This window comes from Actinomycetospora rhizophila (assembly GCF_042657905.1).
Classification (GTDB): domain Bacteria; phylum Actinomycetota; class Actinomycetes; order Mycobacteriales; family Pseudonocardiaceae; genus Actinomycetospora; species Actinomycetospora rhizophila.
In genome coordinates this window covers 35,777-58,661 of the sequence record NZ_JBHSKG010000030.1, presented here as the reverse complement: position 1 = coordinate 58,661, position 22,885 = coordinate 35,777, and the positions used below count along the sequence as shown (strand labels likewise).

The following is a 22,885-nucleotide window of genomic DNA, read 5'->3' as shown; positions in this document are numbered from 1 at the left end:
CGGCCATCGCGCTCCACTCCCGGTCCCGACCTGCAGTCGGGCCCGAGAATGAGATCTTGCTCCCTCACAGCGTTGCACCTACGAGGCGTGTCGCGAGCCCGGCGAACCTTCGTGGTCAACGCACTAGTCACCTGAAGTGACCCTCCTACGACTTTGTGTGTCCATGACACCTAGATCAGCCGGCGCCCAGCCACTAAGGGAACGTCCCATGCAGCACGTTGAGGCGCGCAGCCAGCTCAACAACTGTACTCCGAGCGGGCGGCACCTGTCGGCTATTAGTTCCAGCTGCCTGAACGAATATTGGTCTGATACGGTATCAATATACCGCCGTACGGGTGAAGGCTGTTCGCCGACATGGCCTGGAGTTGCAATACCTCCGCATCATCTCCTACACGGCGGATGGAGGCTTTAGAGGAGCACGCGGGTTGGAATTCAGATCTCCCGCAGGTCGTCGCTGTCCGTTAGATGCGGAGAGAACCGATGTCACAGCCCACCGAGAAGCCCCAAGCGGGTAAGGCTGCCGCCTGGACAATCGCTTTTCTCGTTCTTACGCCGGTGATCCTTGTTCAAATTCCATCTGAACTTGGTCAGGTTCTTCTGTTCTTCGTTGCCGCTCTGGCATTCGGTTACGCATTGGGCTTGATGTTGTCGGGGCGGTCACGCGCTCAATTCATCACCATCGGTGCCGCTATAGGTGTATTGACCTGGCTAGCACTAGTGCTCTTCTCTCTACTCTTCTATCCGACAGCGGCGGCCTACCCAGCTGCAACGTGGTTTGTGCGATTTGGCCTCGGGGGTGCGTTGTTTCTTATTGCCGGCATGGTCGTCGGCGATGCAGTCCGTCAAGGAAGAATTTCCTCCGACGCGGCGACCTTCGCTAGCATCACGACAATTCTTGGTGCCATCGCTTCTATAGTCTCAGCTATAGCGTCCTGACCATCGGTCGTGGCATCGACCTAGGCAACGTCGAAGGTGACATGCCAAGGGGTCGTTCACTCGACACGAGCGCCTTCTTGACGCGGGCACCATTGCACAGGTGTTTGATCGTCAGGGCCTGCGCTGAGTCGATGTGGTAACCACATCGCGTCGAGCTGCGATGGCCGGGCTGCACCCCCTGGTAGACACCGCGGTGGCGACGAACCGAGCGGCTTCGCTGCCGCCCACCTGCTGCCTCCGGCCCAGTAGCCGGAGTGAGCATGCCCGGCCGCTCGACACGCATCGCTACTTCGGTAGGGCTCGCCGGCCCGCGCCGCAGTACGAGAGCGACAGGTTGGTGTGCTCATCCAGGTGCCGCCGATCAACGTCACGGTGCAGTCGCCCCCAGCGTTACTTCGGGACGTCGTTACCCGCCAGCGGCGTGCAAGAGACCGCTCTCGTGGACCGTGGGATTCTGGCGAGGGCGGGCGTCGGTCGGCGTCCAGCACGCGGCAACCGCCTCTCCGTCACGGCCACCTCCATAGCGCTTCGGACCCGCGGCGTAGATGTGGTCATACCCGCAGGCCAGATCAGCGCAGTGCGGGCGATCGCCCGATGCGGCAGCTGATCAGCGTCACAGCGGCGTCTTGACCCAGGCGTGCGACCGGCACGGGCGGTAGGGCGCGTCGCGGCGCTTGACGACGATGCCCTCCATGCCGTGGCTCTCGGCCACCTCGAGCGCGGTCTGCGCGTCGAGTCCCTCCAGCACCGGGGACACCACGAGTCCCCGGTGCCCGTCGAGGCCGAGCCGCTCGAGCCGGGCCCGACGCTCGAGCTCCCACCGTCGCCCGCGGCACCGCGGCTAACACCGCCGCCACCCCTCCGGCCGCCGACGCGTGACAGTCCTGGGGGTCATTAGCCCATCGCCTCCAGCGATGCGTCCGCGACGTCACCGACCGCTCATTGCTCTTGGTCTGGCACGCTGACCGACCCCCTCGAGCCATGTCAGATGAACGTAGCCCTCTGATCTACGCTGACTCGGTCACCCATTTGCTCCGGCATCCCTGGGCGGAGATATGAGCACGCGGAGAGGCCGGTCCCCACGTCGAGAACGGACACAGGATGCAACCGTTGCCCCCGCCCTCGAGCACACCTACCAAGGACGCGGCTCGCGTTCAACTGGAGCGGTATGCCCGGCACGCGGTCGACGACGGGCGTCGTCTGGTGTCGGTCCGCCGAGGCTTGTCGTATGTCGACCCGTGGGCGCGGCGAGGTAGCTGTGGGCCAGCTCTCGCACGTCGGTAGCCACTACGAGGCTGACGATCAGCAAGGTCTGCGCATCCTGGTCGTGGGCAAGCAGACCGGGCGCGGCCACGAGCACGTCACGATGGACTCCCGCTCTGCCCAGGTCGCATCGGCCAAACCGGAGACCGCACGACCCTTTCCCCGAACGCCGCATATGGAGGGAACTGCGGCGGCGATCAAGGTCCTGCTCGGGTCCGATCCTGACGCTGATGACATCCTCGGCGGCGTCCATGTGTTCGACCGGTCTGCGCTCGTAAATGCGACCCTGTGCTCACACATCCCCGGCGCCAGCGCCAAGGGTCAAGGAACCCCAACGATGTATCAGCGCTGCGCGACCCACCTACGACGCACCATCGACATCCTTGAGCCAACCGTTGTGATCGCGCAGGGCTGGAGCAGCGGCGGGTGGTCTCCGTCCCGCGTCGTCGCCGAAGCCCTTGGGCTCCCAGCCACTCCCGCGCGGAACAGCGACACGCTGATCAAGCGCCCGCACCGGCCACTCGGCTTTGTCGCTCTGGTGCACCGTCGATGAACTGGGCCGGCACCGTATACAAACTATTCTGGACGACCACCAAACCGACCCTTCGCAGCACGCCCGCCGCCGTGCTTGGCTATCTCTGAACGGCCGCCGGCGGGCGCAAGTGGCATAGAAGCCGGTTATCGGAGCCGTGGTCGGCCAGCGGGTGCATAGAACTGCGGGCCTCCCCTCAATACTAGGAGGGCGTTGCGGCTCGAGCGGGGCCGGTCCGGTCCCGAGCATCGTCCGCTCCGTCGGGAGTCACGGCGACGAAGCAATAGCGGTTGACGCTGGGTAGGTAGTCGGTACCGCGCGACCGCAGGTCGAGGGCCCGTCGCTCTACGTCGTGAGCAGTGAGCCCCTGCCGACCGGTGACGAAGTCGCCGATGACATCGTGGTGCCGGCGCTGTAGGAGTCTTCCTCGTAGTTGGGGTTGAACAGCGAGATCAACTGCCGGTCGACGACGCGGAACCCGGCTCGCTCCAGAAGCCCAGGCAGCACGCGGGGTTGGCGCGGGTCGACCAGGTGCTCCTCCCAGACCGCCATGACCCGCCGGGTAGGTCCCGGTCGTCGGCGTGCCAGACCACGGAATCCCAGTCGGTGTCCAGGACGACGACGCGGCCCCCGGGCCGCAGGACCCGCCGGAGCTCGTCGAAGACGTCGAAGTCCGCGTCTGTACCGCCTTGGCTGTCGCCTCCCGACTCCGGTGCCGTGCGATCGCGATCTTCCCTCGACGAGTCAAACACGCTCGGCTGGAATGTGCCACCCGCCGAGTTCTCCCTGCCTGCCGGGCGGTACATCGTTGAGGCCGTTCTGCCATCGGGTGAAGTTTTGAGTGACAACGTCGACCCGACCCGCTTGATCTTATTGATCAGCAGGGTTGACCGCCCCGGTCGGTCTCTTGAACACGCGGGCGACGGTGAAGCGGGCAAGCAGTTCCTCGCGCCAGGAGTCCAGGCTGCGGGCCAGGCGGTGCAGTTCGGGGACCTCGGAGTCGGCGCAGAACGCCAGCCCGGCAGAACGCCGCCGCGGCGCTGGCGGGGTGTGGTGGCGGTAGAGCAGCCGCAGCTCATGGGCGGCGATCCACGCGGCGGCGACCTCCCCGTCGGGGTCACCGACGGCGAGCCCGGCCAGCAGCCAGGCCCACGAGGTGTTGCTGTGGTGGTCGTGGCCGCGGTGCCCGAGTGTCTCCTGCTGGACCCGGCGGCGGACCTGGTCGACCGCGTCGAACCCGCACCGCACGACGTGGAACGCGTCGAGCACCCGCAGCGCGTGCGGCAGCTGGGCGCGCAGCGCCGAGGCGTACCCGCGGAACGGGTCCCGCGCGGCCACGTGCACCCCGCCACGCCAGCCCAGGTCGCGCTCGCGCAGCCACGCCGAGAGCACGACTCCGCTGCGACCAGGCACGATGTCCAGCAGCCGCGCCGGTGACCCGCTCGGGCGGTGAGGTCGATCAGCCCGGTGGCGAACTCGGTGCCATGGCTGGCGGTGTCGGCCAGGTAGGCCGTCTCGTCGACCCCGAGCGCGGCCACACCCTCGAGTCGGGCCGGGTCGTCGACCAGCGGGCTGCCGTGCCTGGCCACGGCGGCATCACCATCCCCCAGCCCAGCCCCAGGTCGGTCGCGACAGCGCGACCGACTCGCCGACCTGCCCGACCCGGCGGCACGCCTCCCCGGGGGCGCGGGTGCTCACCGAGGCCCGGGCGGCGATCTCGCCGCTGGTCTCCGACCAGGTGCGGGTCTCGCGACGCCGGTGGCGGCACCGCCAGAGCCGCTTGATCCAGATCAGCGTCGTCGGTCGGCCGGCCACGGGCAGGTCGCGCACCCGCACCGGTCGGCGTACGTGCGCGGTGGCGGCCGCGCCGCAACCGGAACAGCCGAGCGCGTCGTTCTTGGCCTCCACCGTCGGCTCAAGCTCGCCGTCGTGCTCGTCGGCCGCGACCAGCCGGAACCCGTCGAGCCCGAGGACACCGCCCCAGATCGCGCGCGCCAGTAGCATTCGTTCCCACCTGGGGCCTCCCTCCGAAGTGACCATGCACCACGAAGAGTGACCCCGCCGACGACGCCGCCGACGGGCCATCAGCGGCGTTCTCCGCCCACCGCCGCCGCCCTGACGGCGGGCGCGTCCTCGACCCGAGCGGCGTCGTGAAGGGCTGGGCCATCGAGCGCAGCGCCGCCGCCTGCGCGCTCGAACGGACCCGACGTGTACCTCTCTGCGGCGACGACGTCCTTTACCGCATCAGCATCGAGGACCCCCACGACACTGGCCGCGTGCGGGCCACCGTCTCGGTGCGCGACGGCGCACGGACGCGGAGGCCGTGACGTGACTCGGGCACCGCACCCGGGCTGGTGGTCTGGCAGGACGAATCGACCACGACCGTCGGCGGGGACCCTTCCCCCCTAGCCGAGACGTTCCCGGATCTCCAGGATCTCGCCCTCGAGGATGTTCTTTGCGCTGACGTAACCCAGGTAGAACGTCTTCCCGCGCCACACGGGCCTCGGGGCGGTGAGGACCTGGAGGAACTCGGCGTCCACGAGCTGACCCGGGTCCAGCGCGGAGGCCGCCGGTGAGTCCGGCGCCTCCTCCCCGTCCACCACGCGCTTGCGTCGCCGTTCGTCGAGCAGTGAGCTGCGGCGGATCAGGGCGTGGTTCGCGATGTAGACGTTCTTGACTCCTCGGGTGAACGCGACCATGTCGGAGATGGGCCCGTGCTCGCCGGTCAGTGCGTCGAGTGCGACGACCCGGTCGCGTTCGATTCGTTGGAGGCGAGATCGGCAGTCGAGGATCGCCGGTAGCTGTTCCTCGAACGCGCGGCCGCTGAGATCGGCCCGGAGCATGGTCCTCGCGACCGACATCTGCTCGTAGGCGCCCTTGAGCTCCTGGAGTGCCGACGACAGCGCGCCCAGCCTGGCGATCCGTTCGCTGCGACGTTGAGCCTGCCTGTTCAGGGTCGACGTGATGTAGCCCGTCACGATGATGGCGACGATGAGCGACATCAGGACCTTCGACACCTCGAGCGCCACGACGGACCCGGGTGCTCGGCTCAGCACCAGCAGGGCGACACAGACGACGAGGAGGACGAGCGCTCCGGCGAGCAGGAGCACGAGCGGTCGTGCGGGCATCCTCGTCCGAGAGCTCGGCACGGCTCCTCCTGTCACGCCGGCCCGGCGATCCGGGCTCCTGCGGTGGCTCGTCCCGGCGCTCACCGGGGAGGGGACACCGCGGGGGTCTCCTCGAGGACGTCGAACCGCAGCCCGGACGCCGGTAGCGCGAGGTTGGGCAGCCGGCGGCGCTGGCGCCACAGTTGCGGCCTCCCGTCGGCGGCGCGCCCGAGCATCCAGCGGCGCTCCAGGTGCAGCCCCGTGGTCGGCACCGTGGCCGGCTCGAGGTGGTGCACGGGGTCGGCCGGTCCCGCCGCAGGGTTGCGCAGCAGGGGCGTGCGCGGTTCGGGCAGCGGCACCGGCGGCCGCTGCTCGAGGTCGAGCAGGGTTCCCTGCACGAAGCGGCGCGGAGCGGCGGGATCGTCCGCGACGACGTAGGGATGCCAGTAGCGGGGTGCGGGCGTCCCTGGCCGGTACCGGTAGGTCGCGGGCAGGTCCGCCCGCAGCTCGCCGTCGGGGACAGGCGGCGCGGGGGCGACGGGCGGGTCCGGTGGAGCGAGGTCGCGTCCGGCGACGCGGCGTTCGATCGCCCAGAGCACGTTGGCGTCCTCGTCGACGCCGAGCAGGACGTCGTCCTCGACCGGGCCGCAGAGCGGCGTGGTCGTGGTCGGCCAGACGACCAGCGACGTGGGGTCCAGCCCGTCGACGTGGAAGAGCCCCCAGGTGGCCGGGGTGCCGAGCGTGATCTTCTCGTCGAACGCGTTGCGGACCACGACCTCGTGCAGCGTCGACACGGTGCCGACCCGGCCCGGGACCGGCACGGTGAACCAGTTGTCGGCGTGGGACACGACGAGGTCGATCAACAACATCGTTGCCAGGTGGCTGCGGTCGGGCGGGAACCCGCCGACGTCGACGCGGGCGTTCTCGATCTGCCACCACCGCGGGTGCGGGGCGCCGGGATAGCGCAGTCGTGCCGGGGTGAGCTCCAGCTCCTCGGGGGGTGCGGGAGGGACGACCGGACGGGTGGCCGACACGGCGTACCAGTCGACGTCGCCTCCGTCGTGACGCGGGAGGTCCAGCTCGGAGCCGCCCGCGGTGAAGCGGGCCGTGTGCACCAGTTCCGCCGGATCCCAACAGTCCGGGGGTTCCGACGTCGGCACCCCGGCGAACGCCGACTCCGGCAGACCGAGCTCATCGCGTCGCTCGTACAACGTGCGGCCGTCGAGGCCGCGCAGGCCGTCGTACGGCGGGGGCAGGCCCTCCAGCAGCAGCGACGGATCGTCGGGCAGGGGGTGCGCCGCGCCGACGGACAGCCCGATGCGCACGCGGCGTCCAGGCGTCCACCAGTCGCCCGCCTCGGCTTCCACCAGGATCTCCGCGGGGACCACCTGGGGGTCGAGCGCGGGATCGCCTCCGAGCGGGTCGAGGGGGGTGGCCGACGCGGCGATCGTGACCCCGACCGGGGACGCGGCGTCCTCCCCCGCGTGCTCGCCCATCCTCCATTGGACGGCGAGGAACCACGCGGGGTCGGCGATCTCGGCCCGGAAGCCCCGGTCGAGGTCACCGGCGGGTCGGGCTGGCTCGAGCCGACGCACCAGGTCGTAGCGGTAGGGCATCCTCGGCCTCCTAGGTCCGGTCGAGGTCGACGCCGGCGGGACGAGCGGGCAGGAGGGCGAGCGGCAGGCCACTGGCGTAGAGGTCGACGTCGGCCGGACGGGCCGCGCGGGCGTGGGCGAGTTCGCGGGTCTCGGCGACGATGGCCACGAGCGTCTCGGTGTCGAGCGGCGTGCCGAGGTCCGGCGGCACCGCGACGAGGATCGCCTGGGGGGCCTTCGCCCCCGGTGCGTCGACGTGCAACGCGACGGTGCTGGTGTGCTCGGTCGCGGGCACCGTCTCCGCCCAGCTGTCGAGCAGACCCAGGGCCACCGCTCCCCCGTTCATCGCGCCCGCCGGGCCGAACGCCGCGAACAGCCGGGGCGAGGCCGGGACCGGGTCGCCGGCGCCGGCGCTGAGCTGCCACGGATCGCCGGGGAAGGTCGACCAGGACGCGAACGGTCCGGCGTCGCGCAGCGCGCGGTCGAGCTGCTGCGCCTCCAGGCGCGCGAGCGGCGGGCGCACGGCCGCGACGACCTCGAGCCAGTCCGGGTCAAGGCTGTCCCCGATGAGCGGCGGCTCGGGGACGAAGGTGACCGGCAGGTCGACCGGCTCCATCCGCGAGAGCACCGGGAGCCGTCCCTCCGGCGAGACGAGCTCGGCGAGCGCACGGGCGAGGGTCTCGACCGCCTGGGTGGCGGCGTCGGACGGGTTCGGGGATCGGCTCAGGCGCTCGGCGACAGCGGCAGCGGCGCGCGCCACCCGCGTCGCCCGCGGGGGCTCGTCGGCCCGCAGAGGAGTGACGCCCCAGCGCAGGGCGTCCCGCAGCGCCGTCCGCTGCTCGTCCTCGGTCCCGGCCCCGGCCGCCGCGGCCAGGCGCCCGGCGAGCGCGGTGCCGGCGGCGTGCACCGTCGCGTAGCGCGCGAGCAGCTCAGCGTGCACGGCGTCGTCCGATGGGGCGGCGTCCGGTGAGACCCCGTCAACGGTGAGATCGGCCGGTACCACGGGCCGGGTGCCGAGCACGTCCGATGCCGCCCGGGCCCGTGCGTGCGCTGGTGGGCCGGCCTCGCGCACGAGGGGATCCACAGCGACGCCTCCATCGACGAGACCGGCGTCCAGCACGGCGTCGGCCAGGTCCGCCGGCGAGAGCGAGAGGGTGTCCACCGGCCCGAGCCCGAGGTCGGCGAGCGTGACCCGGCCAGCGACGTCCCCGGCGGCGTCGAGCACCTCCCAGACCCACGCGGGGCCGTCCGGGGCGTCGATCCCCTCGAGGTGGGCGGCGACGGCCGGCTCCCCGAGCGAGCCCGGCGACGCCGCGGGCTCGCCGGACACCGGCTCGCCCGCGGGCAGCGCGATCACGACCGTGGTGCCGAGCGTCCGGCCGCCCCGCGGTGTCCGGAGCACGTCCAGCGCCGGTGGCGAGGCGAGCCCGGCAGCGGCCTCCATCGATGCCCCCGCGAGCGCGGTCCGACCAGACACGACGTCGTGCACCCCGTCGGCCAGGAGGAGGTCGCCGTAGGTGTCGTGCGCCTCCGACCACGGCGCGAGGGCTTCGAGCTGCGCCGCGGAGAGGCCCAGCGAACCCGGGTCGGATCGGTACGCTGCGAGCAAGGCCTGGCCGTCACACACTCGACGTCCCGCGTGCTCGTCACGGACGGGGAACCGCTCCCGGAGCCGATCGACGTCTCCCCTCGACGCCACCGCCTGTTCGACGACACGGCCCAGTGCCTCGGCCGGGTGCGCACCGAGACGGACCTCGGCAGCGAGCCCGGCCGCGCCTCGGATCCCGCCCGAGGTCATGTCGATCGCCCACCGTCCGGGTTCGGCGTCGAACAGGGCGCGGTCGCGGAGCACTGCGGCGGTCAGCGCCTGGGCGTCCGACGGGGCGTGCAGGAACTCCTGCGGTGGTCCGTCGGCACCGCGCGGGCGGGGCGCGTCGACCCAGCCGTAGGCCCCGAGGCCGAACTGTGCCGTCGGCGCCTGTTCACGCAGCCGGCGCCACGCCGCCCCGGTCACCCAGGGGTCGACCCGGTGGCTCGCGGTGTCGAGCACGGCGCGCAGGGCGCGTTCGAGAGCCGTCGGTGCTTCGCCGCGGAGGCGGGCGATCGCCTCGACTGTCGCCTTCCACTGTTCGCCGACGGCGTCGCCGGCCACCTGCCCCTCGTCGAACCGGGCGTTCCACACGGCGAGCAGGGGCTCGGCGTCGTGGGCGACCACCGGGTCGAGCAGCGGCCCGGTGTCGCGGTCGGCGGCGCGCGCTACTTCGGCGGTGCTGATCAGCACCGCGTGCACGAGCAGCCGGAAGAGCAGGCTGTCGGGCCACGGCCTGAACCACTCGTCCAGCATGCGTTCGTCGGCGAGCTGGTCCGGGGGGAACTCCAGCAGCCGGTTCAGCAGCTCGCCGATCGGATGGTCGACGTTGTCCGGCTGGACGAGCGGCAGCGCAAGGTCGACCGGGTAGCCGAGCGTGGCGTAGGCCCGGTTCGGCGTCGCGCCGAGGGCGAGCACCGCACGGGCGGTGTCCTCCCACCACCGGTTCACCATCGTCCACGGACTGCCGGAGCCGTACGCCCAGCCCCACTCGTGGAGCAGCCGCAGCGGCAGGAGCCACCGCCAGGCATATCCGTCCGAGGACGGGGTGGCGCCGATCGCCTCGAGGAGCGCCTCGGTGTCGGCGCCCACGACCGTGCCGACCTTCTCGGCGGCCTGTACCCAGTGCCCCCGGAGGGTGCCCAGGGTCGGGATCAGCCTCGCCTCGACCGGAGGATCGCCGGCGTCCGGCACCCACCGCCGCAGCGCGGTCACCGGAAGCACGCCGTAGGGCTGGTCACCGACGCGGACGGGCGGCAGCGGACCCTCCGGGGCGAGGTTCGCCCGTGCCCAGGACCCGAGATCGTGCACGTGCTCGTGGAGCCCCCACACGTCGCCGAGCGCGTGCCCCCACAGCACCGGCCACAGGGCGGCGACGAGGGTCGTGTCGGCGCCGGGCGGTTCGGTCTCGGCCTCCGGCGTTCCGAGGACGGCGGACGGGTCGCCGCACAGCGCGAGACCGAGCGCTTCGGCCCGGGGCGCCGGCAGCTCTCCGGCGACGAGCCGCCGCCAGGTGTCCACGTCCGGGGCGAGCTCCGCGGCAGGCTCGCCGTCGACGGCGTTGGTGGGCGCGCCGAGGGCCGGGATCCCCAGGACGCCGGCGTCACGGTGCGCGCCGAGCACCGTCCCGGGCGACGCCGTGCCGAGCCCGATCACGTAGAGCACGTCGATGTCGTCGGGGAACGCCGGCCCGAGATCGAGCTCGGTGCCCAACCCGACGCGGCGCGCCTCCGCGAACGAGGTCCACCAGCGATCCTCGCCGGAGCCCGGGTCGGCGAACTCCAGCGAGAGACCACTCGCGTCGACCGACAGCTCGGCGGCGCGCTGCGGCGGTGCGCCCCCGCGGCCCATCCACAGCTCCAGCGTTGCGGGCAGCCCGACGACGCGGCCGGTGTCGAGCCCCTCCCGGGTCTCGCCCGGACGCTCGATCCCGATGTCGCCCCCGGGCTCCTGGACGGGAGGGAACGTCCGGACCAGCCACGCCGCGCGGCCCGCGCCGACCCGTGCGGCGAACTCTCGCCACGGCGACGCAGCGTCGTCCCTCGACAGATCGCCCCCGGTTGCCCGCCACATCGCCTCCACCGCGTCCAGCTCGCCGGTCGTCGCCAGTGGCTGGTGCCGGTCCAGCGACGCCGCGTCCGGCACGACGCGGACGCGCAGCGTCCAGCTCCCGGCCGGGGCCGGCGGCTCGACGAATCTGGTCTCGAGCCGCAGGGGCAACAGCACACCGATCGAGGCCGTCATCGCGCTTCCTCGTTCCGGGTCGTCGGGTCGGAGCAGGGGCCGGAGCAGGGTCAGAGGAGGGCGGAACCGCGCAGCAGCACGCGGAAGGGCTCGGCGAACGCCGCGGCGGCGAAGGTGCCGCCGTCGGCGCCGGTGCGGAAGTCGTTCCTGCGCGTCGCGTCCCACTCGGGACGTTCCTCGCTGAAGAACTGGACACCGTGGGGCGGCTCTTCGAGCACCACCCAGTGGCGCGCGGCGAGCGCGGGCTCGAGATCGAAACCGAAGAAGGTGATCTCGGGGGTGAGCGTGCCCTGGAACGTCGGTTCGAGGCGCACCGCGAGGTCGGGATCGGCCTCCCAATCCGGGTCCCCGTCGCCGTCGGGCGGAGCCGGGGTGAGGTGGACGAGGGTGCGGGGGTAGCGGCGGAACAACGGGGAGCGGAAGACGACCACCAGGTCCGCGCTGGCCGCTTGGGGTGTCTGGTGCGTGATCGAGCCCAGTGCGGAGTCCGCGGGCCAGGTGTGGATCCCGCGGATGTCGTCGGCGTACGTGCCGGTCGACGGGTCGGCCCGGGACCAGAACTGGCGCAGCGGGGTGCACCCGGTCCGGACGGGGATGTTGCGGAACCGCAGCTCCCCGATCGTCTGGGTGTTGAGGCCGAGCAGGAAGGCGTCGACGAACTCTGGGTTGGTCGACAAGGCCACGACCCGGTCCTCGGGCATCGTCAGCCCGCCGGGCACCAACCAGTCCGGCGCGTGGTCGCGCAGCATCGCCCAGGCCGGGATGTCGAGGTCCGGGCACAGTTCGGGGGGCGCGAGCACGGGTTCCTCGAGCCCGTCGATCAGGTCGAGGACCTGGTCCACGACGGAGGGCCGCTCCACGGTCGGGTCGACGGCGTCGGCGACGGTTTCGGCGACCGTGTCGAGGTCGACCGGCCGGCACGCGCGCTCCGGCGGCACGGTGACGACGTCCTCGCCGCCCTCGACGGGCCGCTCGGGCTCGGCACCGCGCAGCGCGATCAGCAGGGGCCGCAGCTCCTCGTCGGTGTGCCTGCGCTCCGGGTCGAGCACGGTGAGCAGGTCGTGCACCGGCACGTCGCCGCCCTCCGCGGCCATCTCCACCCAGACATGCATGATCCCGTCGAACAGTTCGAGGGTGTTCGGCGAGTAGCCGCTGCGGTCGAACGCGTCGACCAGCCGGGGCAGGTCCGGGAACGGGGCGGACCCGGTGCCGACCGCTTCGGTGATGAGCTCGTCGAGGGGCCTCGTCCCGGTCGCCTCCGCGAGCGCGTCCGCGTGCGGGAGGCCGTCGACGACCCGGTCCGGGAGCGGGCGGCAGACGTTGCCTGCCTTGATCACCGCGGCCGGGTCGGCCGCTCCCCGCGCGAGCCGCCGCCCGCGTACGGTGCCGGGGCGCAGGACGCGGCGGGCCGCGCTCGAGAAGAGGGCCGCTGGCAGGGGGCGCCCCTGCTCGGTGATGCGGTCGCGGACGCTGCCGGTGGTGGTCATCATGCGTCGCAGCGCGGGCCCGAACACCGCGAGTCGGCGCAGGGCGTCGGTCGGGAGGCGCCGGCGCCACACCGCCTGCGCCGCCCCCAGGCCGGCGACGAGCTGGCGTATCCGCTGGGCCGCGGCGGCGAGCGCGCCGGCCTGCTCGGCGGCGGCGTCGGCGAGGTGCTCCTGCTCGGCGATGCCCACCATCAGCCCCAGACCGGCGACTCCCCGGTGGCGGGGGTCGGCGTGGAACACGGCGCCCCACGTCGTGTCGACCGGGCTCGCCACCCACGCGGCGCCGTAGTCGGGCAGGGTCACAGCGGGGCGACGCGGGTCGAGGACCGGGGCGGTCAGGGCGGCCACGTCCGCCGTCACCGCCGGGGGCACGGGCGTGTCGGGGACGCCGACGGGCATGAGGGCGCCCCGGGCCGACAGCCCGCCGACCTCGAGCGGGCCGTAGGTCAGCGGGGCGCGGCCCAGGTCCCCTCCGCTCGCCGGGGCCAGCCGTCCTGCCAGGGTCGGGAAGTCCCCCGCGTCCGCGGTGGCGAACTCCCAGTGGTGGTAGGCGGGCAGGGTCACGCTCGCGGTCCCCGGCGTCCAGGCCGGTGCTCCCGTTGCCGTGATGGCGGGCACCAGCACGGCGAGGTAGGCCGTCGTGGGCGCGAGGACCCGCGGGGAGAGCAGCCGCGCGAGGCGGGGTGCGTGCGGCCTGGAGGGGTCGGCCTGCACGTGGGCCCAGCGCGCTGAGGCGTTCAGGTCGTGGGTGGTCAGGGCGTCGCCGGCCAGCGTCACCTGCCCGCCCGCGTTGAGCTCGGCCTCCGTGGTCCCCGCGCGGGCGACGACCAGAACCAGCCAGGGGCGCAGCGCCGGCCCGGCGGCGAGGAAGGTGCTGTAGCGCCACGGGAGGTCCTCGGCGGCGAGCTCGACGTAGGCGGCCTTCTCTCGCTCCGCGTCCGGCGCCCCGGCCGACGGGTGGACCCGCGCGACCGCGCCGGGGCGCAGACCCGACACGTCGCCGGGCGCGATGATGTCGAACCGCGCGACCTCGCTGGCGGCGTCGGACGGCGCGAGCTCGTCGCGGAGGGTCAGCGTCACCCCGCCGGTGAGCCGACCGTCGGTGACCGCCGCGCCGGCGGCCAGGTCGAAGACCCCCGAGCGGGTCCAGCCGTGGAAGTCGAGGGTCTCGGCCATCAGAAGTTCTCCAGGTCGACGAGGTCGCGTTCGCGGACCGGCACGCCGCGGCCACGCGCCCGGGCGAACGCGTCGCTGACGGTCCGCTCGTCGTCGAGGACGGACCCGTCCGGACCGCGGACGACGGCGCGCGGGTCCCGGACCCGGATGCGGGCGACGGTGTCGCGGACTTGCGCGGCGGCGGTCCGGGCGACGAGGCCCTCCAGGGTCAGGCCGAGGAACCGCAGGGCGGGCAGACCGACGCGCGGCGGTCGCGGGAGGCGGATCTCGGTGACGGTCACCTCGCGGCTGCGCGCCGCACCGGTGCGGACGCCGAACCCGACGGTGGCGCCGACCTCGCAACGCTCGAAGGCGGGCGCGGCGAGGGCCTCCGCATCCGGCAGGTCCCGGTACGACCCCGGGCTGACCCAGTCGTGCACCGGCCCCTGCGTGGCGTCGCCGGTCAGCGCCACGGACTGCCGGCGCGGGAGCGGTGCCCCCTCCAGCCGGTCGAGCACCAGGCGCAGCGGCACACGCCGCTGGGCCCACTGCAGCGTGCCCACCGGGGACACCAGCGGACGCGGACCGGTGGCCGGGCGCGGTGACACGACGACGTGGCGGTCCTCGGCACCGACCGCCGTCAGGTTGGACGCCGCCGTCAGCTCGGCGCGCAGGGCCTGGACGACGCTGGCGACCGGCGGGGCCGGACCACCTCCGGCGGTCGGTCCGAGGCGGATCTCCGCGGTCTTGCAGATGTCGAACCACAGGATCTCGAAGCAGGCCCGGCCGATGATCTCGAACGGCCCCGGGCCGCGGATGACGCCCTCCAGCCGGACGCCGGCGAGCGTCGTCTCGTTCCACCGCAGCCGCACGCCCGCCGAGACGGCCACCTCGAACGCGAACGGGTCGAACTGGATCAGGGCGTCGAGGCCGAGGAAGCCGACGATGTTGAGCGGCCCCTTCTTGTAGCCGACCTCGGCGCGGCCGCCGAACTGCAAGGTGTTCGACGTGACCGCGAGGTAGGCCTCGATTCGCAGGAACACTCCCGGGAAGGGGTTGTCCACTGTCAGGGCCACACGGGTGAGCGCGGGGAAGATTCCCGGTTCCGGGTCGTAATCCGGGTGGAAGCCGCCCAGGGTCAGCGCCATGTAGCTCGGCGTGCCCCACTGCAGCCGGAACGCCGCGTCGCCGGTCAGGTGGAAGACGTAGAGCGCCTTGGACTTGATCAGGGTGGCGTCGAACTCCACCGAGCGGCGGACGAGGTCGACGAACCCGACGACGTCGAGCCGCATCTCCAGCAGGTGGGGCACACCCTTGATCGGGGGCAGGCAGGCACGCGCCGAGCCGAGGATGACGATCTTGCTGGGCCCGGGGAACTCGAAGAGGAGTCCGAGGTCGACCGAGAGCAGCGCCGCGCCCGCGACCCGTAGCCACGACAGCTGGATCGTGAGGCCGACGACGGTCACGCCGTCGGCGGCGGGGAAGAGCGCCGTGAGGTCACCCAGCAACGCCGGCGCGTTGCGGATCGGGTCTTCGGCGAACAGCAGGTTGCCCGCCGCCCCCGACGTGAGCCGCTCCCGCAGCGCGTCGGTGTCCGCGCGTCGGTGGATCCCGATGATGCCGCCGAATCCGGTGATGGCGATGCCGAACCCCACCTGGATGCCCGGCAAGAACCGCACACCGAGGACGGCGACGAACGAGGAGCGCCGGGCCGCGTCGCCGGGCCGCCCGGTCAGCTCGTGCAGGCCGAAGGCGACGATGTCGAACGCCTTCACGCCGATGTGCAGCACGCCGCCGAACCGCTCGTTGGGCCCGCCGGTGAAGTCGAGGAAGCCGCCGCCGGTGAACGGCCCGGTCCGAATCTCGAAGCCGGCGCCGGTGGGCGGCAGGAAACCCACGTGGCGCCTCTCCCCGTCCTCGGTCCACCACCCGGCCCAGCCGCCCAGTCCGTCCACGACGAGCACCGCGGGCCCGATGCGCACCGACGCGTGGAAGCGCACCTCGGCGCGGACGTCGAACGTGTCGGCGGTGGCCCGGACCGGAATGACCAGCCGCACGCTGTGCAGTTTCGGGCTGACGAGCCCGTCGGCGAAGAACTCCTTGTCCACGTGGAAGGTCACGTCCAGCCCCGCACCGAGCCCCAGGACGAGGCCGGTGCCCTGCACGTAGGCCAGGTCGAGGTCGACGTCGAGGCGGATGCCGTCGCGCAGGAGCTCGGCGGTGATACCGAACGTGCGCCACCACCGGTTCGTGAGCACCAGCGCCGCGTCGTGCAGGAGCACCCCCAGCTCGACCACGGGGGTCTGCTCCCGGACCTTCAGGTACGCGCCGAGGTCGCCAACCACGATCCGCGTGTCGTAGGGCGGCCCCACCAGCACGTCCGGGGCGCCGTCGCTGCGCTCGCGGCCGAACGAGACCGTCACCGGGTCGTCGGGCCCGGGCGGCTCCGGGTCGCCGGCCACGAGGAACTGGCGGAAGGCGCCGTGCCACCCGCCGTCATGGCCGAACCCCACGGTGAGGCCGGGCTCGACGCGCAGGTACCACCCGTCACCGAGGTCGAGCTCCCAGCGGTCGCGGGCGACCGCCAGCGCCAGCCACATCTCGAAGTCGGTCACCGTCCCCGCACCGCTCGCGCGTCGCTGGGAACGGATCGCCACCGTGGCCGACAGGTCGGGCTCGAGATCGGCGACCAAGTCGAAGATGCCGGCGGGGCGGGGCGACGGGGCGGCGGGATCGCCGCTCGGGACGGTGATCGACACCCACCCGCCACTCTTCTCGCGCAGGGTCCGCCACGGGCCAGGGGCATCGGTGGGCGGGACCGGCAGTCCCGAGACGCGCAGATCGCCCCGGGTCAACGCGAGGATGGTCTGTGGGGCCAGCAACAGCAGGGCGACCAGCACGGCGACGACCCGCCCGCTGACGGACGATCCCAGGTCGGCGAGCACCGCGTCCCAGGCGTCCTCGTCGACGGCGAGGGCGGGGTCGTCGATCAGCTCAGCCAGGCGCTCACGATCGAGGGTGTGCTCGCCGTCCGGGCTACGGACGATCACGCCACCGAGGCTGAGGTAAGCCGCGGTCCGCGGGAACCGCTCGTCGAGCAGGCGTACGACCAGCGCGTCGAACGCGGCGGGTCCGCCGAAGGCGCGGGCGGACACCTGGTCGAGGCGTTGCCACCACGCGCGGGCCGCCCCCTCGAGGGCGTCCGGGGGCGCCGCCGCGAGGTCCGCCGCCGCGTCGGTGAGCTCCCCCAGCGCCGCCCGGGCGCCCCCGGCGTCTGGGGCGTCGAGTGCCGGGAGCATCGCCGTGGACCCGTCGAGGGCGGCGGTCACGGAGTCGACGACCACGGCGGTGAGCTGCTCGACGAGCGAAACGGGCCTGGTCACGGCGCCAGCACCACCGCGGTGCGGGCGTCGTGCCGCCCGGTCCCGGCGGGATCCTCGCCAGCGGGACAGACGAGCTCGTGCTGCAGGGTGAGCGGGCCGCTGGTGAAGGTGAGGATCGAGATCTGGGGCAGCCCCACGAACATGCGCCCGATCCGGTGCAGGTCCGACGCGCGCAGCGCCCGCACCAACGAGGACGACTTGGCCGGGTCCCAGCCGGGCCACGGATCCGGGGCCGCGGTCATGGCGTCGAGCAGCGCACCGGGCGCGGGCATGCGTTCGTCGTCCACCGGCTCCACCTCGTAGGTCCAGTCGGGCGTGCCCAGTCCGTAGACCACCGCGACCTCGTGGGAGATCAGCGCCGGCGTTTCCTGCGCCGCGCGCGCTACCCGCCCGAGCAGCACGTCGACCATGTCGTCGTAAGGGAGCTCGCTGCCCGCCGGTGGCGGCGACACCAGCGCCGCCTGCTGCGCAGCGGAGAGTGCGGTGTAGCCGTCGACCGTGCGCGTGCGCTCGATGCCCAGGCGCATGGCCAGGTCGCCGAACAGGTGCAGCATCATCGTCTTCGTGTCGGCGTTCTTCGCGGCGCTGCTCGTGACCTGCGCCGCCGTCGTCGTCACGGGGCCCCGCACGTACTCGAGTCCCGCCGTCCCGCTGTAGTGCACGTCGCCGGAGAGGATCACCGTCGGCCCCTGGGCGGCGACGCGGCGGAGCAGTTCCTGGTGCTGGGCCGGGGCGGCGGGCCAGGACTCGAAATCGGCGTAGACCGAGCCCCCCGGCAGCAGATTCACCGCGGGCTGCAGGACGTGCTCGATCACGTGGGTTCCGAGGACCGGCGAGGGGGCGATCACCACCGTGGCGCCGGGCGCGGGGCCGGCGGGCTCCGGCAGCATCGCGGCCAAGCCGTCCAGAGAGATCCGGGCGGCCTGCCCGTCGGCGTCGGGGAACTCGCGCACGGTGCGCTCGTCGAGCCCGATCACCCGGACCGGCCAGCCGTCGGTGGCGTCGAGCCGCACGTCGTACGCCACTCCCGCGCCCGGGTCGCGCAGGACCGTCGGTGGGTCGGGGAAGGGCGTGGCCGGCATCCCGAGCTGCCCGCGCAGCGCCGGCGTATCGGGGCTCGCGCCGGTGAAGGACGCCATGGCGAGGACGTCAGCCTCCGGGCTACCGCCGGTGACGAAGCGCTCGGGGACGTTGCCCCAGTGCTGGCACAGCGCGTACGCGAGCAGGCCGTTGAACACGAGCCGGCTGCCCGCGGCGTCGGAGTAGACAGCCCGGGCCCACCCGTGGTCGAGGTTCCAGTCGTCGGTCACCTCATGGTCGTCGGCGATCATCAACGACGGGACGGTGGCGAGGACCCGGCGTGCGGTGGGGAGGCCGGCGCGGAACGTCGTCACGCGCGCGACCAGGTCGTCCCAGGTGGTCTCGTTCAGTCCCGCCGCGGGGTCGACTTCGCCGACCGCCTGCGACCAGGGCGGCGGAGCAGCCGGCCACAGCGCGTCGGACCAGTACAGCAGGTACGTCGCGAGGTACTCCCCCAGCGACCACAGGTGGTCGCTCGCCGCGCTGGACGTGAGCCCGAACCCCTCCGTCGGGCCCTGGCGCCCTGCGGCCGACACCGGGGGGAACACGTCGGACTCGTCGATACCGACCAGGTCACCGGCGATCCGCCGCACCCGCGGAGCGAGCGGTGCCGCCACCTCGTCGGCGTAGATCTGGTCCCCTGACAGCACGAGCAGGTGCGGGCGGGCGTTCGACGCCCCGGCGGCGACACGCTCGCCGATCACCGCTCCCGCGGTCTCCAGCGAGTCGCGCCCGCCGCCGTGGGCCTTGCGACACGAGGTGTGCAGCACGACGAGGTCGGTCACGTCTTCCGGCGGTCCGGGAAAGGCCGGCCGTTCGGTCCCGACCGCGAGCTCGCTCCACGTCGGCGGTGTCCACCCCGGCGCAGGGGACGACACGCGGTACTCGTAGAGCCCTCCGGGCACGAAAGAGCCTCCCGGGGCATCGCACGTCAGGACCGCCAGCCAGAGCCGAGTACCGACCCGGACAGGCGCCGCCGGCGACGAGGCGACCTCCTGGCCCTGCTGACCAACAGGTCGCAGATGGAGGGTGATCGGGTCGCCACGGGTCAGCGCCAGCCACACGGCCGCTCGGGTCCGAGTGACCCGTCGCAAAATCGGACCGGCAACTATTGTCGGCAGCGCCGTGGGGTCCAACGGAACGTCATCCATCGCCCTGCTCCGAGACCTCGCGCCGCACTAACCGGGATCGCTAGACCACTCACCTTGGCGGCCTCGTCCGCATTCAACAGCGGCCAAACGGGTAACGTTCAGAAGACTCCGTCAACGCGAATTCGTTGCGTCATCCGTGCTTCGTCCGGGCGCGTGACACACGGTCGCGGGGCGACTGCACAAGGTATCCCGCGATCGGACAAGTCCTTGGCCTCGAACTGCAGTTCGAGTGTCCCGGACGGGCCGCGGTGACCGTCGTTGCACTTTGGGCAAAGCCATGGCTCAGCGCTGGTCGATGTAGTCCACGATCAACGGGTATGGCGGTCGAGCTCCGCCGCCGCGAAAAACGCCGACGCCGTCTTGAGGATCTCGTTGGCCCGCCGCAGCTCGGCGTTCTCCCGGCGCAGCCGCTTGAGCTCCTCGGACTCCGCGGTTGTGGTGCCCGGCCGCAGCCCCTCGTCGATGTCGCTCTGCGGCACCAGCTGCGCAGGGTGTCCGGGACGATCCCCCGCTGCGGACCAATCCGCTTGCAGGCCTCGTTGACCGACAGGCCGGGCTGCTGCTCGCGGGCCTCACGCACCAGCCGCTTGGCCCGCTCCCTCATCTCGTCGCTGAACTTCCTCGGCGCCGGCACGATCGCCACCTTCCCGTGGGATCAGAGCCTCCACCAGACCCGGTGCGCTTCACCCGCCGGTCGTCCCAATCCCGTGGCACTCACCAACCTCGCAATGCGCTGCTCACCCACTACGACGCCACGGACCAGCAGTACCTCGGCGCCCTGCGCACGGCCGAGACCTGTCAGGAGCGGGCCGTCGAGCACACCGCGGAGGGGGACTGGCAGCTGGCGAGCCGTCTGAACAACGCCGGGACGCGGCGTCCGCCCTGTACGACTCCACCGGGGATCAGGCCGCGCTCGAGCGTGCGGTGGACTACCGCCGCCGTTCCCTGGCCCGACCGACGCGGGAGCGACCGACCTCGCGTCGAGGCTGTACAACCTGGGCTCGGGGCCTCTGGACCGTGCACGAGGCGACAGGCACAGACGAGGCTCGAACGCAGGCGAGGGCGGCCCTTCGGGCGGCCTTCGTGGAGGGACAGTCCGGTTCGCGGAGTGGTCCCTCGCCGCCGCCCGGGTACCGGGCGACCGGATGTCCGCAGAGCATGCCTGGAACAAGGCGGCCGAGGCCTACCGCACGCGCTCCGTCCCGCGGGGCAGTGGGCTCGGTGGAGCACGAACGCCGAGCAGGCCGAGTAGGCCACGCATCAGCTCGACGGCGTCCGACCCGGGGGGCAGCCGTGGACCTGTGGCGAGCGCTGATGCGCCTCCCAGGCCACGAGAACGCCCCCGCGCATCCGAGCCAGTGGGCCGGGTTGACCTGTAGTGGACTTTGACCTCCAGCAGAACATTTGGAATCAAAACCGACATGTAGAGCAAGCGGAGTCGGCTTGCTCGGACTTTCTCGATAGCACGGGAACTAATTCGGCTACCTCGCAGTGCAGTTTTCAATCCCGATTATTGCGCCCTCCCTCCGGAGGATCGAGACTCGCCCGCTGGAATCACGCCGACACGACGAAGACGTCAGTCGTCGCGGCGACCGTGCCTACCCCCGCCCGGCGAGCACGGTGGCGTCGTCGGCTCCTTCGATGCCAACAGCATCGAAGCCCTCGCCGATGGCGGCCAATTTGGCGGCCCTGGTCGCGGGCGGATCGCGGCGGAACAGGGTTCGTGCCGCCAGCTCGACACCTCGGCGGCTGGTGTCGAACCCCGAGCGGCGTGAGAGGTGCTGGGTCAGGGCGAGATAGAATAGGGCCGCTCCCTCGGCCGGCGCGAACACGTGCGTGCCGTCGGCGTGAGTGGCGGTGAGAACGCCGTAAGCAGCCTTGTTGTGGATCCCACTGTTCGAGTGCACGAACCCCCAGTCATTGCTGCGACTCGGGGCGACGCCCGGAGGGAGCCGCAGGAAATCGTCCATGTGGGCGGGCTGCCCGCGGTGCGCGGGATCGCTGAGATCCCGCAGCGGGACGCCAGTCCCGTCCAGGTCCTCCCCCAACTCCCAGTCCCAGCGGGCGATGTCAGTCTCGTTCCGGTTGGCGATGATGATGCCCAGGATGTCGGAGTAGGACTCGTTCAGCGCACCCGACTCGGTCACGTACTCAAGGCCCGCCGTGTTGTCGGTGAGGCCGTGCACGATCTCGTGGGCCACGACGTCGCCTGCGGCCGCGTAGGACTGCAGTTGCCCTCCGACCCGCCGCTGTCCATAGATCATCTGGCCGCGGAACCAGGCAGCGTTACGCCACTCCCGGTTGGCCCCGGCGGGACCATCGACGCAGTTGATGCTCGAGACGTACGAGCCGCCCCGGCCGTCGAGCCCGTCGCGCCGCAGCACCTCGACCAGGAACCTCGCGACCTCAGCGGCGTTGGCGTGTGCACTCACCGCGGCCGGGCTCCACGGTTCGGGAGGAGCGCTCACCCCGTCGCCGGGAAGGAGATGGGCGCGGCCGAAGGCGTCCTGGAACTCAAAGTCGTGGGTACGCACATTCAGTTCGGGATCGCGAAGCCAACGGCGACCCGCCCCGTCGGGGAGCACCCGAAAGCGCCGCGGCTCGCCGAGCGCATCATCGGCGATTTCCTCGTCGGCCCCCGGTCCCACGGACTGGGTTCGGGGCAGGACCGCGACAACGCCACCGTCGTGAGCGTCCACGACGTAGTCGACCAGGTCGGGCACGATCGTGGTCGGCCCCCCGCCGTCGTCGCCCGGCGCGTCGCGCAGGACGTCCCTGACCATGTAGACCAGACGCCAGGTAGGGGGTTGGGCACGAGAGTCGCGGTAGTAGTAGAGGCGCGGCCGCTGCTCGTCGTCGCCGGCCCGATCGATCCCGGCGGCGGCGTGGGCCGCATCGCGCGCCTCCAGCGGCGACACCCGGGCCACCGGGTCGACCCCGGTTGGCTCGGCGAGTGTCGAGCTGATCGACAGGAGCGTGTTGTCCCGCTCGAGCTCGATGGTGACCAGCGACCCGTACACCGGCACACGGTGGAAGTACTGCGCGAACTTGACCGTGGTCGTGTCGGTGAGTGGCAACGTCTCGGTGGCGATCGTCCGGTACTCGGGGGTGTCGGCGGGAACGTCGGCGGTGGGCGTGGGCACCTCCGGGCGCGCGACCATCTCCCGGAGGTAGCGACGCGCGGCGGTCTCGGGGTCCACCTCGTCCGGTGCGAGGGAGGCCGGGCGTCGCGTCGAGGTGTCGGCGACCTCCTCGTTGATCGCCGCGATGATCGGTTGCTGGTCGTCGCGGTGGAGGGTGAACGTGGACAGTCCGTCGTCGGCCACGGAGGCTCCTCGAGGGTGGGCGCGGGACGATCCCGCGA

At 72.2% G+C, this 22,885-nt stretch carries 13 protein-coding genes and 1 pseudogene; 2 read left to right on the top strand and 12 right to left on the bottom strand.

The features are described 5' to 3' along the window. Positions 1-480: 480 nt before the first annotated feature. Positions 481-936 carry a hypothetical protein gene (locus tag ACFPK1_RS32295; RefSeq protein ID WP_378025027.1) on the top strand — a complete coding sequence of 152 codons (456 nt, stop codon included), beginning with the start codon at positions 481-483 and terminating at the stop codon, positions 934-936. 613 nt (positions 937-1,549) lie between these two features. Here the strand turns inward: ACFPK1_RS32295 and ACFPK1_RS32290 are convergent. After that, entirely contained in the window at positions 1,550-1,693 is a 144-nt protein-coding gene (locus tag ACFPK1_RS32290; RefSeq protein WP_378025026.1) for a DNA ligase-like domain-containing protein, read from the bottom strand. 501 nt (positions 1,694-2,194) lie between these two features. Between ACFPK1_RS32290 and ACFPK1_RS32285 the strand changes: the two genes are divergently transcribed. Continuing rightward, entirely contained in the window at positions 2,195-2,752 is a 558-nt protein-coding gene (locus tag ACFPK1_RS32285; RefSeq protein WP_378025025.1) for a hypothetical protein, read from the top strand. A 324-nt stretch (positions 2,753-3,076) separates the two neighbouring features. On the opposite strand, the gene ACFPK1_RS32280 is transcribed toward ACFPK1_RS32285, so the two are convergent. The 11 genes and pseudogenes from ACFPK1_RS32280 to ACFPK1_RS32230 form a co-directional block, all read right to left on the bottom strand. Then, entirely contained in the window at positions 3,077-3,283 is a 207-nt protein-coding gene (locus tag ACFPK1_RS32280) for a hypothetical protein (RefSeq protein WP_378025024.1), read from the bottom strand. A 318-nt stretch (positions 3,284-3,601) separates the two neighbouring features. After that, positions 3,602-4,153, bottom strand: a complete 552-nt coding sequence (locus ACFPK1_RS32275) for a transposase (RefSeq protein WP_378025029.1) — start codon at positions 4,151-4,153, stop codon at positions 3,602-3,604. A gap of 174 nt (positions 4,154-4,327) precedes the next feature. Further along, entirely contained in the window at positions 4,328-4,735 is a 408-nt protein-coding gene (locus ACFPK1_RS32270; protein WP_378025023.1) for a transposase family protein, read from the bottom strand. A gap of 401 nt (positions 4,736-5,136) precedes the next feature. Then, a complete protein-coding gene (locus ACFPK1_RS32265; RefSeq protein ID WP_378025022.1) occupies positions 5,137-5,841 on the bottom strand; it encodes a hypothetical protein in 705 nt (234 codons plus the stop codon). A gap of 98 nt (positions 5,842-5,939) precedes the next feature. Continuing rightward, positions 5,940-7,454 carry a hypothetical protein gene (locus ACFPK1_RS32260; protein ID WP_378025021.1) on the bottom strand — a complete coding sequence of 505 codons (1,515 nt, stop codon included), beginning with the start codon at positions 7,452-7,454 and terminating at the stop codon, positions 5,940-5,942. A 10-nt stretch (positions 7,455-7,464) separates the two neighbouring features. Continuing rightward, a complete protein-coding gene (locus ACFPK1_RS32255) occupies positions 7,465-11,265 on the bottom strand; it encodes a hypothetical protein (protein WP_378025020.1) in 3,801 nt (1,266 codons plus the stop codon). Positions 11,266-11,315: 50 nt separating this feature from the next. After that, positions 11,316-13,928, bottom strand: coding sequence for a hypothetical protein (locus ACFPK1_RS32250; RefSeq protein WP_378025019.1), 2,613 nt, complete (start codon positions 13,926-13,928; stop codon positions 11,316-11,318). After that, the gene (locus ACFPK1_RS32245) at positions 13,928-17,290 is read right to left on the bottom strand and encodes a DUF6603 domain-containing protein (protein WP_378025018.1); all 3,363 of its coding nucleotides are present in this window, start codon (positions 17,288-17,290) and stop codon (positions 13,928-13,930) included. The genes ACFPK1_RS32250 and ACFPK1_RS32245 overlap by 1 nt, the downstream gene beginning before the upstream one ends. Continuing rightward, entirely contained in the window at positions 17,287-19,155 is a 1,869-nt protein-coding gene (locus ACFPK1_RS32240) for a metallophosphoesterase family protein (RefSeq protein WP_378025017.1), read from the bottom strand. Before ACFPK1_RS32240 ends, ACFPK1_RS32245 begins: the two co-directional genes overlap by 4 nt. Positions 19,156-19,841: 686 nt before the next feature. Further along, positions 19,842-20,014: pseudogene (locus ACFPK1_RS32235) on the bottom strand (transposase); the annotation flags it as partial. Positions 20,015-21,119: 1,105 nt separating this feature from the next. Then, the gene (locus ACFPK1_RS32230; protein WP_378025016.1) at positions 21,120-22,847 is read right to left on the bottom strand and encodes a M4 family metallopeptidase; all 1,728 of its coding nucleotides are present in this window, start codon (positions 22,845-22,847) and stop codon (positions 21,120-21,122) included. Positions 22,848-22,885 lie beyond the last annotated feature (38 nt).

Coding starts and splice junctions, on each gene's coding strand:
- ACFPK1_RS32255 (WP_378025020.1), bottom strand. CDS start 11,265: ATGACGGCCTCGATCGGTGTGCTGTTGCCCCTGCGGCTCGAGACCAGA.
- ACFPK1_RS32260 (WP_378025021.1), bottom strand. CDS start 7,454: ATGCCCTACCGCTACGACCTGGTGCGTCGGCTCGAGCCAGCCCGACCC.
- ACFPK1_RS32280 (WP_378025024.1), bottom strand. CDS start 3,283: ATGGCGGTCTGGGAGGAGCACCTGGTCGACCCGCGCCAACCCCGCGTG.
- ACFPK1_RS32250 (WP_378025019.1), bottom strand. CDS start 13,928: ATGGCCGAGACCCTCGACTTCCACGGCTGGACCCGCTCGGGGGTCTTC.
- ACFPK1_RS32270 (WP_378025023.1), bottom strand. CDS start 4,735: ATGCTACTGGCGCGCGCGATCTGGGGCGGTGTCCTCGGGCTCGACGGG.
- ACFPK1_RS32295 (WP_378025027.1), top strand. CDS start 481: ATGTCACAGCCCACCGAGAAGCCCCAAGCGGGTAAGGCTGCCGCCTGG.